Consider the following 16,305-nt stretch of genomic DNA (forward strand, 5'->3'; position numbering starts at 1 on the left):
AGAGGACACACACTTAAATATTTGTCCAACGAACAGGCAAGCTATCGACTTGTACATTTTTCCTAAATTAATTGTTAGTCTACAACTCTTAAAGAAGCCATAATTTTATTACCAATACTTACCCACGGATCAGACAGTTCGACTGTTGTATTAAATGAAACGATCAAAAATCGACCACTAACAGACGTGCCATATATAATATTATGAATTTTTGTGTCTATAGCTGGAGTAACCAACTCCAGAACCATGAAGCCATGGCCGTTTTGCTCGATAATTTCGTCCCTAATCCATGTAGCTGACGGATATATATTGTGGAAACTCTTTGATACTTCTTCATAAACTGCTTTCAAATCTGATGGCCGCATAGCAGAACCAGTATGATTAAACACAACAGATACACTACCTGTTTCGTCGCTTAGAGCTTCTGTCGGTCTTCTACTACTAGGGAATTTAAGGTTTAGCATCTCTGTTGACATCGGAGCAAACTTCTTAGGTACTTGAAGAACAACCTTGCCATTTAGTGCTTCAAACTCAACAAGTTCCACCGCAAATGAAGCTGCACTACTCATAAATAGAGCAAAAACAATTAGTACTTTTTTCATCATATTTCCTCTAAGCCATATTGTTCTAATATTTTATTCTGTAAGAAACGCTCCAATGGCAACCTCTCCAGGTCTCATATCAATATAATAAAACCTACTGATATTCCAATTCGATGAAACGCATTAAAACCTAATATAACAAAGAGTTAACCAATACTACACTGATTTTTAGATCATACACCTTAGCAATCGTTCAAGGACACACACTTCAAAAAAACGTAAGGAAATCATTCGAGGACACACACTTCAAGAAACGTAAGTGCATATGAAATGTGCTGACATTGGTGTCAACCGCGTTGTATATACTGGGCTTATATCATTTGGTTATTGGCGGTTGTTTTGTCAGGAAACTTGATATGGTGTAGCAGATAAACAGGAATTTCAGTGCACTCCAAAGCACTTTTATAGTAAAAGGAATGGAATGTGTTTTGAGATTAAGGTGAATGTGAATATTCTCACTTATTCCAGTTGATAGATTTGCATCTTTTTCTTGTTCAAAGCGATCTTTGCTTTTTCAATGCAAATATAACTCCCAATTGCAGATGAACGTGTTTTTTCTAGTGCTGAGCATATCGTTATCCAGCGTGTTTGACTGAAGTTCAAACGTGTCAAAATCGGAGGAAAGCTTTTATCTAAACTGGCCTTCCCTTCTTGAATTATGCGAGCGCTCCAGTCAACTAGTTCAATGTAATCCATCAGCCTAAGTGGAATACCTTCTTCATCTTCTCTAGGTGAACTACCCACAAATGGATGCAAGCAAGGAGCAGTAAAAACGTTGTTATTAAGCGCATTAATTCTAGCTTTTATTGAGGTAAACTCTGAGGTCTCGGGTGTTTTAGCGACACCTGCGCGAATAGGATTTAGGTCAACATACACCATCGCAGCCGCAAGCGCTTTTTCATCTAGTAACGCCTGGCTTTTAAATCGACTTTCCCAAAAATGTCCAGTACAACTGTCTTCTCGGTTAGCTCGGCACGCAATATCGTAATTGAGCTCTTTCATAAACCAGCTCAAACTCCACAGTCTTTCCCTCCACACTTCAATAAGTTCAGCGCATTTAACTTCCTCTACTTGACTCGTTAACTGTTTGTTTAACCAACGCTGGACAATAGCAGGCAATTTGTGCTCACGACTCCAATGTTCAACCACTTCATGCGGAGACAGAGTCACGGCTTTATCTTTGTTAATATGCAGAACTAAATGATAGTGATTGCTCATTATGGCGTAGGCACAAACATCAATACAGTAGACTTGGGTAAGAGCATAAATTTTTTGCTCAATCCAGCCTCTGCGATGTTCATAACTGATGTTGGTTAACTCATCTTCACCACACAAAAAACTGCGTCTTACGCAACGAGAAACGCAATGGTAGTAAGAGGTAGCGTCAACGGAGATGAGTTGTCTTCTTGCAGTTGTCAAAGTGAAATCCGCTATAAACATTAATTGACGTTAACCTATCAATGATTGATCAGTTGAACTGCCGCTCAATAGACAATTTCGACAAAATCAAACTTATTTCATACTTATGATGTGTGTCCTTGATCTTTAATTTCGGCAAAATCAAACTTATTTCATACTTATGGTGTATATCCTTGCTCTTCTCCTTGCTTTTCTTCACTTAAGATCTTCTTGATAAGCTTTTAAACTTTCATTAATGACACGCTCAATATCCCCTGACTTTTGCATATCTAGTATTATTTGATTGAATTTATTAACAAAATCATTTTTGTATGGATACATATCAAGGTTTTCATTCGTAAACCCTAAGTACCCTCTTTGGTGATTAACAATTGGTCCCATAAATATATTCTCAGCAAGCGTCTTGTATTCTAAAGAGGCTTTAAGATAGTTCAGTTCTACCTCAAGAGCACTAGCTTCATCTACATAACAATCAATACGGCCATTGCCAACCATCAACATCAAGTTGTGATTACTGTCTTGTAGCTCTATAACCTTAATCTTCTTTTGTTCAATAGCTTCCTGAAAACTTTCGCCGCCAATTAAATACCCTAAACTTCTACCAATTGAAGCGCCGTAAAAGTCTTCTGGCCAACGTTCTCTAGATTTGCCAAAAAAGTCTTTATGACAAACTAATCGAGTCTTTTCTTCCAAAATAGGAACGGAGTACGACATATAAGGTCTTGTTTTGGGATGATAATAAGGGGGAAATAGTGCAAATGCCTTACCATACTTAAGAATGTGTAATCCTCTTTTCCACGGGACAGGCACTATCTTTATGTCATAGCCATCCATTCTATCAAAGGCGTTTCTTAAAATGGTGGGATAAATACCAACAAATCTACCATCTTGTTGCCATGAAAAAGGAGGGTAATAACCGTCACCATAAACTGTAACGGAGATATCCTCCTTTGCTTGTAAGCTAAATGAGAGAAAAAGTACCAATACAGCCCGAGTTAACGTTATTTTTATGTTCGTCATCAGCTTCAATAGAAACGTAGTATTAACTCAAGTCTAGTCTCTAAATGGCTTTTCTACACGCTATTAACTAACCAATTTGTTAATTGGATTACTGAAGCTCTTCGCCTTTGTCCACTACACCATCCATTTCGTAAAAATTGCTCTTTCGATCTGATCTCATTTGGTGTGTGTCCCCGTTCAATCAATCCCGTTCAATCAACGGAAACATAAATCAGACCAGCGCGCTAAGCCTGCGGTAACGGATCCAAAGTAATCGCCACTGACGATTGGAATGTCGGGAAACACTGCTTTAATTGATTGTCTTAGCATTGGTGAGCGAGCAGAGCCGCCGGTTAGATAGACAACATCCGGTTTTGTGGCTGCTTGTCGCTGAATATCATTAATAAGCGCTCGTATTTTATTAAAAGGGGCTTCAACTGCTTCGGCCACCTGCTGCTGTGTCACACCAACATTAATCTGTTCTTTCAGTAGATCTAATGTTGCTTCATGGCTAATCTCACTTCCCAAGGCAATCTTTGTTTTTTCAGCTTGCTGAACAATACTATGGCCGAGCGTACCTTGGTGAACATAAGCTAACCGAGCTAGCTTTTCTGCATTTACCGCGTTTTTCTGTAACTCTTTTATCTGCTTTAGATTATCAAGATTGTAAAAATCTCTCTGCGCGACAACATCATTGATTGCGATACAGTTCCAAAACGGAGGAATGGGTACAGGTAAGCCTGATAATTGCAAAGTTCCTAATCCAAACTCCGGCATAAACCTCTTAAAAGCGATGGCGATATCCAAGTCGTTGCCACCGGTAGATCGTCCACGGTGAGCCAGTAATGAGTCTGCTCGTTCCGTTCTGTTCCGCCAGCTCGGCCCCATACGAATTAAAGAACAGTCCGACGTACCACCACCAATATCGATGACTAAAACCATTTTGTCTGATGTCAGCGTCGACTCATATTCAAAACCCGCCGCGACAGGCTCATATTGAAACTCAACATGCTTAAACCCTGCCCGTTTAGCCGCTCTCGTCATTATGTTAATTGCCTGCTGGTTAGATTTCTCTCCGCCTCGGCTATGGTAGTTTATTGGTCTGCCAATCATGACATCGGTGGCAGGTGCATCTAAGATATGTTCTGTTTTCTGCTTGATATTAGCCATCATGGCGCAAACAAGATCTTCAAAGAACGAGATTTGCATATCTCGTAAGCCTAATGTGCCGAGAAACGACTTTGGTGACTTAACAAAGTAGACAAACCTGGGGTCTTCCAGATAATTCTCAAGGGCTGATTGACCAAAGTGAACATCATCAGCGAGTATCTTTAGCCCCTCTTCACGGTTGGTTTTAATTGCTCTACGAAGAAGAGTTTCACCATTCTCATCTAAAGGGGATATTCCCAAGCTTCGAAATAGATACTCAGAGATCGCTTCTGCACTTGGAGCGCTAAGGGTAGAAGGGACATAGAAATCACCGCCAGACAGCGGAAGCAAGTGCATTTTATTGTCAAAATAACGCGCAACCGAACAGTTTGCAGTACCAAAATCAAAACCAATAGACATATGTAAACCTTATTGCGGTCAGCGACAAAACCGTGCAGTTTAAAGATTTTATTAGTACTTTTGAAGTCACTCTTTTTACTCTTGAATATATAGGTCATGTTAATCTGATAGAGCTAGATAGAAACAACCACTTTGCCTCTTGAATGACCGCTTTGAATGTGAGAATGCGCAGCTATTACTTGAGCTTTCTCATACACTTTATCTATATGAGGGTATAGCTCACCACTGTCCACTAAGCTTGCTAAATAATTCAGATCGCTAGATATAGAGCGTACAACCACAAGTCGCGATTTTTTATTTAGTTTCATCCGAGCAAGAAATTCATAAATAAGAGATTGATTGGAAGGAAGCGTGGTTATAAAGATACCATCTTTGCGCAATTGCTTTGCAAAATCTCCGGCCTTAAACCTACCTGCGGCATCAAATATAACATCATACTGCTGATCGATTTTAGAGGGGTGATTAACGGTATAGTCATATACGCTATCAGCCCCTAGTGACGACACAAAATCGATATTTCGAGTACTACACAGTCCATGCACTTCTGCTGCAAAATGTTTTGCCAGTTGAATAGCAAAGTGACCCACACCGCCGCTTGCTCCGGTAATGAGCACTTTTTTACCAGAGCTTATTTTAGCGACATCTCGAAGCGCTTGTAGAGCGGTTTGCCCTGCTAATGGAATAGACGAAGCCTCTACAAGTGGTATTGCTACCGGAGCATAGGCAGCTTCTGTTTCTTTAAGTTCGGTATAGCGACTTAACACGCCACCAGAAAAATGATTAGTCATGCCGTAGACAGAGTCGCCTATATTGAAGCGAGTGACATTCTCTCCCACTTGTACAACCGTGCCAGATAGATCCATCCCCGTTATTCTAGGTAGCGGTTCACGCGCCAATGTTTTACTAAATTTTCCCTTACGTAATAAAGCATCTTTCGGATTGATGCTGCTGGCGGCAACTTTTATGATCAAAGAATTGGGACCGCAACTCGGTTCGGGCCAATCCTCAACCCACTCTAATACCTCTTCTTTGCCAAATTGTCTGTATATACACGCTTCCAATGACGGCTCCTTCAACGAATGGAAAATTACGAACACTGGTCGAGTATAGCAACAGATTCTGTCTGTCTTTCATTGGTTGCTGAATTTTAAAGATGTACAGCTTAGTTATAACAATGGTTTGCTATAAAGCAACACGATAACCATGAGAGGGAATACCATTCATTCGATTGTCTTTCTTGAACTGAACCTGTTGATGCCGCTCTGAATCCTGCAGCCTGAGGTCACTTGAGTATATCTGTCCAAATTAGCGGCAGATAGACGTTTATTTCTCACCTTCAGAGCCGACTATGTTTATGCTGATACATAATCTTATCTGCCATATCTATGGCTTCTCTTAAATGACCGGTATGTTCAACGCTTCCCCAGCTCCAATTAAGATATGGGTATTTCTCACCAAACACTTCTGTGAATTTATCTTCCAGCAAGCCAATTCTATGCATAACACTGGTTTTCGACACAAGATCTTCACAGATCACCAAAAACTCGTCCCCTCCCACTCGTGCAATAAAATCACGTTTACGGAATGTGTCGACCAAGATACGAGAAAAACTCTTAAGAGCTCGATCTCCCTTTATGTGGCCATTCTCATCGTTAATTTGCTTAAAACGATCCAGATCAATAGCAATCACCACACCAGAAAACTCAGGGTTACCTTCTAACTTTTCAACCAATGCTCTTTGGTTTCGAAGCCCTGTTAAGCCACAGGTCAAACTCTTCTGTTTGTACAATTTGGCACTCACATGAAGCTTAGTGACATCAAATCCTGTGGTAAAAATAAATTCCCCGTCATCTACCTGTTGCTTAAACTTAATGATCTCAAAAAACTGATCACCTTTGTGACCAGCAAATTTAAGTATTTTAGGTAAACATTCACCCAAAGATAAGAAACGTAAACTTTCATCATGGCAAGAGTTCAACATCTCTGCGACATTATCTGGTACCTCTTTGGCAAATTCAGGGGCGGTTTTGCCCATAGGATTCGCATCCGTATACTCGGCTATCCACTCCATAAAGTTCTCATTAATAAAAACGAAACGATGCTGTTCATCGCGAATACTTAGAAAGCCAGGGAAGGACTCAAAAAAGTGTCTCTGAAGTTGTTCACTTATTTCCATTGAATACTCTGATTTACTCATCTTTTTGATCACTAAACCAATGCACTAATTAATGCATTCTCTACAAAACGGCGTATTAGACACGGGCATTTACAATGTTTCAATGATTATATTTACCAAGTTGTCTCACTTTTGTTATATTTTTCTGTTTATTTTCTTAAAAACCTCGTTCACATATAATATTTAAGTAATTTAAACACAAAAAATAACATTGCATTAAAGATTTACAAACAAAACCGAAGAAATACTAAGCAGCCAACCAACTGCCGCTCGAAAAAAGTCTAATAAAGTGAACACGAGTACTTTTTAACTCAAAAGAGAAAATAAAAACCAATTGATATGACTAATTTATCTTAATAAACATAATTATAAAATTAAAGAATACAATATAGCTTTATCCATATTATTAAAACCCTCTAAATAAAATAAAATAAAAAACAACTTATAAAACATAGAACTAAGTTACTACATAACTATAGTTATCTATTCTTTCTCATTATTGTATTTTTAATTATTAAATATGCTATTGAGATAGACACCAAGCTATATGAAAGTTTCCACCTATGGGGCGTTCATAAAATCATTTACCCCACCTATTAAACAAAACAATCAAATCAGTATTAGTTAATTAAATAACAATTCACTTAATACTGATTTGTATTAATAGAGGAGTATTATACTTGTGTCTATAAAGATAAATAAAATATACCTATCACCACTGTGTTTAATATCGTCATTCTCACTCTACTCTCTCCCTTTATATGCTGCTCAAGACGCTGAAATTGGAGCTAAGCTGGGCTATCACATCTATGACAATCAACTTAGTTCTCCAGATTCGTGGGCCGCTGGAATATATACGCAAATAGGCCTCACACCACGATGGGGAGCAGAGCTTAGTTTATATCAATTGGGTAAAACAAAAGAGAGAGATAAAGGTGGCCTAAGCGGTGGCTTTACCGTAGCAGATAGCTCTGTTCGATATAACTGGCTAACCAACAATCAAGATGAGTTTTTTGTGAAAGCAGGTCCCGCCTTTTGGCTCGGAAAAAACAATAATAGTTATGATACTGGCGTTGCCCCTCTGGTTGGTGTGGGGTATGAACATACATTAAATGATTACTGGAAATCTCGAATCGAGTACCAGTTTATTGATGGTCTAGGTACAGAAAAAATCCACCACACTGATTCGCACCTTATTTCTCTAGGTCTTAGTTGGCGGGCAACCAATACAAAAGGAGATGCTGTTACCTTACGCCCGGCGACCGACATCATATCCGATCCGGTACCAGCAACCGCTTTATCTCCTTCAGAGCCAGATCCCAGTTCCGTTTCCGAACCAATAATGGCTCAAGAGAATAAAGAGACTCTCATTATTCAAACCACTCACTACTTCGATATCGCGTCTGATCAAGTCGCAACGGATTATCGTTTAGAAAGTTTATTTGAACGCTACCCAAACTGTTTGCCCACTAGTGCGAAATATCAAGGGTTTGCAGACAATACCGGCTCTCGTCAGTTCAATCTGGACTTATCTCATACCCGTGCTGAAAACAAAGCACAATCCATAAGAGAACGCTTTGCATCTGAATTTGCAGAAGAGATTCAGTGGTATGGCAATCAACATTTCGATGAAACAGATCCAATGATTCCAGACATTCAATATCGACGAGTCGATGTGGAGCTAACCATGCAGTGCGAATCAGATCATTCACAAAATGATGCAGCTAAGGACGAACGCTTATGAAAACTCAAATAAACCATTTACCTTTGTTGTTCTTTGTTACCGCCTTTCTCATTGGATGCAACGGAAAAAGTGGATTTTTAAGTGCTGAAAACACAGACTCTTTACCGGTTATAGACATCTCCAATGCCAGTTTAACCAAAGAGGGGGCTTTTTATGGTGTAAACGCCACCGGCTCGCTAAAAGCAAAAGCTCAGTGCGAGGGCTGTATTGATCAAAACTTTCAATATCGTTGGATTATTGATGTAAACGAAGACGGTGTTTATGACGAATCCAACAACCCAAGTAATCCCGATATTGTTCAACCTTCCGCCAATCTCAACTGGGACAAACGCTACTACGCTAAGAACCTTAAGCTGGTTGCACAGCATGCTCAAATTAATGGATCGTTGGTGAAGTATTACTTTCCCGATGTATTACTGAAGGATGCTTACCTTGAAAATGAGATGGTATCTGCGGTTCTCATGTCGAATGGGAAAGTAATCAGTTGGGGTGAAGCAAGTATCAGCCAACAACCCGAATTGACTCAAACCAAGCTAGCTTCAGGTGTAACTGACATTGTCTCAACAATACGCTCTTTTGCGGCTCTAAAAGATGATGGTAGTGTTGTCACTTGGGGAATTCAAACTTGGGGAGTAATTCAAACTGAAGAGCTGAAGGAAAAACTCGCTTCAGGTGTTGTCTCAATACATGGGGGAAATGAGGCTTTTGTCGCGATAAAAGAGGACGGCAGTGCGGTCACTTGGGGGAAGAATACATATAATAGCCAAGATGTAGCTGAAGAGCTAAAGTCCGGTGTGGTTAGTATAACGACAGCGACTTCTATTTACGATGGGGATTTTTTTGTTGCGTTAAAAGATGACGGGAAAGTGATTATTTGGGGAGAAGGAAGAACAGGCAACTCACGAGATGAATTTGGATGGGCTTCTGGCTTACAGTACAAAGCGTTTAATATTGATTTGGACAATGTAAAAGCCAAAAGTGTTCACACTTCTATCGGTAACGGTGACAACATTGATATTGCAGTAATAACAGAGAAGAACGAGCATTACGAAGAAAATGCCGTTGTCACTTGGTCAGGCATCCGCGGATTAGGATCCGGTGTGTCTAAATATCTTCCTCGTCACCCCACAGCGGATGAAAAACTAAGATCGGGGGTAGTAGACATAGTTGGTGGATATAACGCATTTGCTGCTTTAACAAAAGAAGGGGAGGTTGTTACTTGGGGTTTTCCTACAACTGACTTAAGTTATACCATCCCCACCGATGAAGAGCTTTCCAATATAACCAAGGTTTATACAAATACCAGCTCCTTCGCTGCTTTACAAGAAGGAGGGAGCGTTATCACTTGGGGAAAACGTAGTCTTGGTGGAGATTCGAGTAGTGTCGATTTAAGCTCCGACGTAGTAGCCATTTATCCGGCCAGTAAGACTTTTGGTTACACCGCATTAAAAAGTGATGGTAGCGCAGTAACTTGGGGAATGTCTAGCAGCAGCACTGTAATCATGCCCGGAGAGGTGGATTTATCCGGTATTGAACATGTTTATCATAACGAAACAGCCTATGCGGCTATAAAAGAAGATGGCAGTGTGGTTACTTGGGGATATCGTGATAATGGAGGAGATTCAAGTAGTGTAAGTCAGGAACTAAGTTCTAACGTTATGAAAATTTTCCCCGCTTATAGTGGGTTTATCGCGATAAAAAATAATGGCCTCATCGTTTATTGGGGAAAATTATCTCCTGTAGGTCCGAGTAGGCCATCATTCGAAGATGAAATGAGATACTACCTAAATAACCCTGTGAATGAGATGGAAGAGAGTGATACCCCTGAATTGATCTCTTCCATTGACACCCAGTAACTAAACTAGAAGCAATACGAAATATTCCATATCAATGAAGCACAAATAAGACATCTTGTTTTAAGATGTCTTATTTGATGTCAAGATTTCTTATATAAGATCAAAACACTCAAAAATGAATATTTTTAATCACTAACGCACAGCCCATTACCAACAAAAAGCAGTGCACAATACGGTGATAATCAATCTTATATTTCTGCATAAAGTGATACGCCACCATTCCACCCGCTAAACCTATGACAAAAGCAGGCATAGCAGACATAACCAGTGACACTACTTGCTCCGTTATTAACCCTTCATTCCAAAAACTGATGTTGGCGCCAATCATCTGCAACATAAAGAAAAATGCCAATGTTGATTTTACTTGGTCGGCACTCCACGGCTGCATCGAGGTGTAAGCAATCACCGGAGGACCCGACTCACCAACACTGGCTCCCAATATACCGGAAGTAAACCCAGCACCAACCGTGACGGGAATAGAGGTTTCGCGGAACAAAGGCTTAGAAGAACGTAGCGAATGTATGCTAGAAACGACCAACACCAATCCCATAGTGAGCAAGATATAATGAGGAGGTAGGCTGGCCAAAAGCTTAGCCCCTACAAAAGAGGCGGGAACAGAACCTGCAAACAGAATTAACCCTGTTTTATGTTGAATATGAGGACGCATTTTCCACACAATAGGTAACGTAACAAGCCAACCAAAAATACCCGCTATAGGTACCGCTGTTTGAGCGCCAACAAGAAGTGAGAGTAGCGGCACCGAAACTAATGCAGAGCCAAACCCCGTTAAGCCTTGGGTGAATCCCGCCAATGCAATAATCATCGACACTAATATAATGGAGGTGTCCATCTTTCGTCCTAAAAAAGGCGATATCTCGCTCTGTGGTTAAAATCACCCAATATGGATATGAAACAAATCCATTATTAAGCCTAAAAAATATAGCGATACTATAAACCTAATCAACAAAATTACCACCAATCATGTCACATTATGTTGATTTTTGTTTATTTGATTTCACTTTGTGACAGCAATCTCAGATGTAATTTAGCGAGTTCGTATAATGACAACATGAAGACTAAGCCCTATAAATTTAGGCTTACAACACCGATTTAAGTTATATAGAGCGCTTGGAAGATTTCCTGTTCTCACCAATACTCACAATGGCCGACTTTAAATTTAAATTTTCGCCGTCCAAGTCCGATATGTCGCTTTATGTACAAAAACACAACTAAGCAAATGGTGTCGAAAAAAGTACGTTAATCAACACTACTAACAAAATAACAATAAAACAGCAGACACCGCCGCTCCTCCCCCGCTTCTAAGGTCTCAGTGCCAGCATTCATTCCGGAGGATATGACAGAAGCGAAAGTCTCTCCTTAACCATTTGATTTAGCAAAGAATTCTATTTTAAAAATTAAGAGGTAAACCATGGATAATTTCCAGCTAGAAAACGAGAGTTTGTTTGAAACAACAGACTGTCATACGTTAGCTTGTGGGGTGGATAAGTTTGATAAAGTCTACGGCTTGGGTTATCAAGTCGGTCACGAAGATTGGTCCCCTTACCCTAGAGTCAACAAGCTACGCCAAGCTTTTCTAGATAGACCTTATAATATTGATGTGGAGAGATTACGCTTAGTCACTCAAGCCTATAAAGATCACGAAACCACACCTCGCATTCTTCAGTGCGCATACGCATTTGAGAACATTCTACTCAACACCACCCTACACATTTATGATAACGACCTTATTTTGGGGGAGATCGCAGCCCCCGCTAAGGCTTCTCCTATTTATCCTGAATTTTCAGTGGATTGGATCATTGACGAAATTCTCAACTCGCCATTTGAAGAGCGATCTAATGATCAGTTCTACATTCGAAATGAAGAGGAACGAGCAGAGATTCTTCAACTTTGTGAATACTGGAAAGGCAAAAGCGCTAACGAGTTCATAACTGCACACCTAGATGACGACCAAAAGAAAGGCTCGCATATGGGTGAAAAAGTGTTCCAAACCAACAATTACCATTTTGCTGGTATTGGGCATTTTGCCATGGACTTTAACAAACTAATGACGCTTGGCTATGACGGTGTATTACAGCAAGCACAGCAGCATCTCGCAAAGTTATCGAAACAAGATCCCGATTTTGGTGAAAAACGAGACTACTACAACGCCACCATCATCACCTTGCAAGCCGCGAAAAGCTATATTGCCCGCTATGCACAACTCGCCAAAGAGATGGCAGAAAATGAAAAAGACGCCAATAGAAAGAACGAGCTGCTCACCATGTCGGCCAACTGTCAGCAAATTGCAGGTGGTGTACCTCAGAGCTTTTGGCAGGCATTGCAGTTGTTTAACTTTGCCATCACTCTTACTCAAATAGAGGGGAACGGTCACTCTATCTCTTATGGTCGAATGGATCAGTGGCTCTTTCCGTTTTATGACCAAGAGATAAAACAGCACGCAACCCCAAAAACCTTTCTACTAGAACTTATTGAAGTTCTGTATGTAAAAATGAACAACCCAACAAAGCTGAAAGACAAAGGCACGGTTAAGGTTCGTAACGGCCGTGGTTTTGGTGGCGAAAGCCTCACTATTGGTGGAGTGGATGAACAAGGTAATGACGCCACCAATGACCTTACAATGCTGATGTTAGAAGCCTCTGTTCATACTCGAATGATGAACCCTTGGGTCTGTTTACGCTTGCATGAAAACAGCCCGTATGAGTTAAAAATTAAAACCATTGAGTGCATTCGCGCCGGTTATGGTCACCCTAAATTGTTTAATGACGGACCAGCTATTAAAGCAATGCAAGGAAAGGGAGTCACCCTAGAAGAAGCCAGAAATTATGCCGTCGTTGGTTGCGTTGAACCCTCCATACCGGGAAAAGAGCATGGCTGGCTTGATGCAGGTTACGTAAATACCGCAAAAATGATGGAAATGGTCATCAATGGCGGTCGGATCTTAGCCGGCCCCAATGCAGGCCAACAGTTAGGCCCGAACACGGGTAGTTTAGAAACCTATAACACTTTTGAAGAGGTGTTAGAAAGCGTTGATAAACAGTTTGCTTACTGGTGCGATCAATTGTGTAGCTGCTTAAATATTACCGATAAAATTCATCGCATGATCAAACCGACGCCCTACATCTCTGCATTTTTTGAAGGCTGTATAGAGTCAGGAAAAGACATGACGTATGGAGGGGCCAAGTACAACGGCACCGCCCCTCAAGCCGCGGGGATAGCAACGTGTGCTGACTCATTAGCTACCATCAAAAAGTTGATGTTTGATGACAAAAAATATAGCGGCAAAGCGCTGTTAGACGCCGTTAAAAACAACTGGGAAGACAACGATAAACTCTACGCACTGGTCAACAGTTCAAAAATCCCTCATTACGGTAACGACATTGATGAAGCAGACCAACTGTTTAGCTTCATGTTTGAGTGTTACTGCCGTCATATAAAGGGACGTAAAAACCCTAGAGGCGGTAAGTTCAGTCCCGGAGTGTATACCGTTAATGCCAATGTAGGCATGGGGCTATATACCAACGCTTCACTGGATGGCAGGAAAAACCAAGAACCCATTTCAGACAATATGGGACCGGTTCATACCGCTGGAGGCTCGCATGATATTTGTGGCCCAACCGCCATCATTAACTCTGTCACCAAAGTCGATCATAGCCTTGCCACTAACGGCACCTTATTAAACTTAAGGTTCCCGGAAGATGCGGTTTCTGGTGTTGAAGGACGAGATATCTTAGTCAGCTTTATCGATGAGTACATCGCTAAGCAAGGTATGCACGTTCAGTTCAATATTATGAGCTCAGAGAAAATGAAAGCTGCGCAAAAGAACCCTGACATGTACAAAGATATGCTGGTGCGCGTTGCGGGATACAGTGCTTACTTTGTTGAACTAGGTAAACCATTGCAAGATGACCTGATTCAACGAACGGAATTAAGGTTTTAACCGTACTGGTGGGCAGATTTCTGCCCACCGATTCTTCTCAATTCTTCAACATTACAACATTGAGGTTGAACGTGGCAGCCCAAGCAACGGTTCTAAATATTCAACGATTCACTTTACATGATGGCCCCGGCATTCGTACTGAGTTCTTCTTAAAAGGCTGTCCACTACGGTGTGATTGGTGCGGGAACCCTGAAAGCTTTAACAGGCAGATTGAGGTTGGTGTCTATCACAACAAGTGCATCACCGCAGATAAATGTGGCTCATGCATCGATGTCTGTCCCGATAACACTATGCTTATTTTCTCAGATTCCAGTTTGCAAAAAATAGATCGAGATACGTGCACACATTGCCTCATCTGTTCCGATGAATGCCCTTCTGAAGCCATTAAACAGTGGGGGCAATCTATGTCAGTGGACGAATGTATGAAGATCATTTTGAAAGACAAAGGATTTTACCAACGATCGGGCGGAGGAGTAACCGTGTCCGGCGGCGAACCCTTGCTTCAAAGTGACTTTGTTTTAGCACTTTTTAAAGCGTGCAAACAAGAAGGTATTCACACTTGCCTAGAATCAAGCTTGTACTCCAACTGGCAACGAATCGATAAGCTACTCCCTTATACAGATCTATTTATTGCTGACATAAAGCTCATGAACAGTGAACAGCATAAACTACACACAGGGGTAGATAACCACAAAATATTGCAAAACCTAATACAGCTTTCTGCTACCGGCAAAGAGCTTATATTAAGAATTCCCGTTATCCCATCGATCAACGATAACTCAGCCAATATGGAAGCAACGGCAAACTTTATTCTCGATGAACTTGATGGAAAGGTGAAAACCTTACAACTGCTGAGCTTTATGCGTCTTGGTGAGGAGAAGTACCAATCGCTGGCTATGCCCTACCCGATGAAAGATCTCAACTTTGATAGGGTGGAGTTTCAACAGCGAGTTAATGACATCGCCGACTATTTTAATGGCCGAGGTATACACTGTTTAGTGGGCACCAAAGAAAAAACAGCCCCCGAGATATAAGGCAATAAAATAAACAAGTCCAATCGGTTAGGGGCATCAAAACGCTCCTAACCTCTACTAAATATGAGTTAAATCACTCAGCGGCCAAACCCATGACCGCTCAGCGACCGCTTAGCTAGGCGAACATCTCATCAATTACCGCCAAAATAGCCAAGCATCCTCATAATAAAATGACAAACCGGTTTGCCCTGAATGGTAATCCACTCATAGGACTCTATTTCTAACCGGGTGTTTGGTGGAAAGTTGACTTCGAACGTATCAGGGTTCAACGAAAATGCCGTTATATCCGCCCCTCCCGGCCACACATCATATCCTTCAGGTGGTTTACAGGTTACCAGCACTCCTCGTTGCCACACCTTGGCGCCTTCCAGATCATTTGAGAAGCTCCATGGTGTTTTCAAGGTGATGATAGAGCCGGGTTGTAACATATTTCCCAGCGCATCTTTAAATGGATAGATGAGAGGCTCACTTGTGGGCCCCGCATTCCCAGCAAACTCAACAAGTGAAGGTGCAAAATTATCTAATGTGTTACCCGATATTGCCATCCCGCCGCGATAAAGCTGTGGATACTCACTTGAAGAGACTTTTGGTAACCGAATCAAAGCATTTATCTGCAGAGTGGTTTCCGCCAATGCGTATTGTTGAACTTGGTCAGCAACAGTGCCAAGTTGCTGACGAACATCTTGCTCTGAGGTCGCAGGCTTCATCATAAACATGTTCATAAAATCGGCATCACGAGCAGTACAATCTGTATAACAACATTGCCAGATTGTTTTTGCCATGGAGTCCAGATCCAGAGGAAGGTCAGCAATGCCGCTGTAAGCAAACTGATTAAAGGCATCTATAGAGACTGTAATTTAATTTGTGTATCTGCTTATAATTAAGCCAGTCATGGCTAAGGATAAGCAACATGGATAAGAAAGCTCTAGAAGCATTTGCTCGTGAAGC

12 protein-coding genes are annotated in these 16,305 nt (G+C 41.1%); 4 read left to right on the top strand and 8 right to left on the bottom strand.

Going from position 1 to position 16,305, the window contains the following annotated elements; translation table 11 throughout:
* Nucleotides 1–74 precede the first annotated feature (74 nt).
* From F0227_RS19315 to F0227_RS19340, 6 genes are all read right to left on the bottom strand, one after another.
* Entirely contained in the window at nt 75–602 is a 528-nt protein-coding gene (locus F0227_RS19315) for a hypothetical protein (RefSeq protein ID WP_171754888.1), read from the bottom strand.
* 459 nt (nt 603–1,061) lie between these two features.
* Complete coding sequence (locus F0227_RS19320; RefSeq protein ID WP_171754889.1) at nt 1,062–2,021, bottom strand: transposase; 960 nt, start codon at nt 2,019–2,021, stop codon at nt 1,062–1,064.
* Between the two features lie 195 nt (nt 2,022–2,216).
* Nucleotides 2,217–3,041: an ABC transporter substrate-binding protein gene (locus F0227_RS19325; RefSeq protein WP_171754890.1), complete on the bottom strand. Its 825-nt coding sequence runs from the start codon at nt 3,039–3,041 to the stop codon at nt 2,217–2,219.
* 195 nt (nt 3,042–3,236) lie between these two features.
* Nucleotides 3,237–4,589 carry a molecular chaperone gene (yegD, locus tag F0227_RS19330; protein ID WP_171754891.1) on the bottom strand — a complete coding sequence of 451 codons (1,353 nt, stop codon included), beginning with the start codon at nt 4,587–4,589 and terminating at the stop codon, nt 3,237–3,239.
* A 113-nt stretch (nt 4,590–4,702) separates the two neighbouring features.
* Nucleotides 4,703–5,650, bottom strand: coding sequence for an NAD(P)-dependent alcohol dehydrogenase (locus F0227_RS19335; protein ID WP_171754892.1), 948 nt, complete (start codon nt 5,648–5,650; stop codon nt 4,703–4,705).
* 275 nt (nt 5,651–5,925) lie between these two features.
* Complete coding sequence (locus F0227_RS19340; protein WP_171754893.1) at nt 5,926–6,765, bottom strand: GGDEF domain-containing protein; 840 nt, start codon at nt 6,763–6,765, stop codon at nt 5,926–5,928.
* A 682-nt stretch (nt 6,766–7,447) separates the two neighbouring features.
* Here F0227_RS19340 and F0227_RS19345 point away from each other — a divergent pair.
* Complete coding sequence (locus tag F0227_RS19345; protein ID WP_171754894.1) at nt 7,448–8,509, top strand: outer membrane beta-barrel protein; 1,062 nt, start codon at nt 7,448–7,450, stop codon at nt 8,507–8,509.
* Nucleotides 8,506–10,365, top strand: coding sequence for a hypothetical protein (locus tag F0227_RS19350; protein WP_171754895.1), 1,860 nt, complete (start codon nt 8,506–8,508; stop codon nt 10,363–10,365). Before F0227_RS19345 ends, F0227_RS19350 begins: the two co-directional genes overlap by 4 nt.
* Nucleotides 10,366–10,474: 109 nt before the next feature.
* Here F0227_RS19350 and F0227_RS19355 read toward each other — a convergent pair whose 3' ends face one another.
* Complete coding sequence (locus tag F0227_RS19355; RefSeq protein ID WP_171754896.1) at nt 10,475–11,215, bottom strand: sulfite exporter TauE/SafE family protein; 741 nt, start codon at nt 11,213–11,215, stop codon at nt 10,475–10,477.
* Nucleotides 11,216–11,794: 579 nt separating this feature from the next.
* On the opposite strand from F0227_RS19355, the gene F0227_RS19360 reads away from it, so the two are divergent.
* Nucleotides 11,795–14,323, top strand: a complete 2,529-nt coding sequence (locus tag F0227_RS19360) for a formate C-acetyltransferase/glycerol dehydratase family glycyl radical enzyme (protein WP_171754897.1) — start codon at nt 11,795–11,797, stop codon at nt 14,321–14,323.
* Between the two features lie 71 nt (nt 14,324–14,394).
* Nucleotides 14,395–15,357 (top strand): glycyl-radical enzyme activating protein, encoded by a 963-nt coding sequence (locus tag F0227_RS19365; RefSeq protein WP_171754898.1) that lies wholly within the window; start codon nt 14,395–14,397, stop codon nt 15,355–15,357.
* A gap of 131 nt (nt 15,358–15,488) precedes the next feature.
* Here F0227_RS19365 and F0227_RS19370 read toward each other — a convergent pair whose 3' ends face one another.
* Nucleotides 15,489–16,139, bottom strand: a complete 651-nt coding sequence (locus F0227_RS19370; RefSeq protein WP_171754899.1) for a hypothetical protein — start codon at nt 16,137–16,139, stop codon at nt 15,489–15,491.
* Nucleotides 16,140–16,305 lie beyond the last annotated feature (166 nt).

The organism is Vibrio sp. 99-8-1, assembly GCF_013114595.1.
Lineage (GTDB): Bacteria > Pseudomonadota > Gammaproteobacteria > Enterobacterales > Vibrionaceae > Vibrio.

Bases quoted from the DNA above. Each gene is read 5' to 3' on its own strand.
- F0227_RS19315 (WP_171754888.1), bottom strand. From the start codon at position 602: ATGAAAAAAGTACTAATTGTTTTTGCTCTATTTATGAGTAGTGCAGCT.
- F0227_RS19325 (WP_171754890.1), bottom strand. From the start codon at position 3,041: ATGACGAACATAAAAATAACGTTAACTCGGGCTGTATTGGTACTTTTT.
- yegD (WP_171754891.1), bottom strand. From the start codon at position 4,589: ATGTCTATTGGTTTTGATTTTGGTACTGCAAACTGTTCGGTTGCGCGT.
- F0227_RS19340 (WP_171754893.1), bottom strand. From the start codon at position 6,765: ATGGAAATAAGTGAACAACTTCAGAGACACTTTTTTGAGTCCTTCCCT.
- F0227_RS19350 (WP_171754895.1), top strand. From the start codon at position 8,506: ATGAAAACTCAAATAAACCATTTACCTTTGTTGTTCTTTGTTACCGCC.
- F0227_RS19355 (WP_171754896.1), bottom strand. From the start codon at position 11,215: ATGGACACCTCCATTATATTAGTGTCGATGATTATTGCATTGGCGGGA.
- F0227_RS19360 (WP_171754897.1), top strand. From the start codon at position 11,795: ATGGATAATTTCCAGCTAGAAAACGAGAGTTTGTTTGAAACAACAGAC.
- F0227_RS19370 (WP_171754899.1), bottom strand. From the start codon at position 16,139: ATGGCAAAAACAATCTGGCAATGTTGTTATACAGATTGTACTGCTCGT.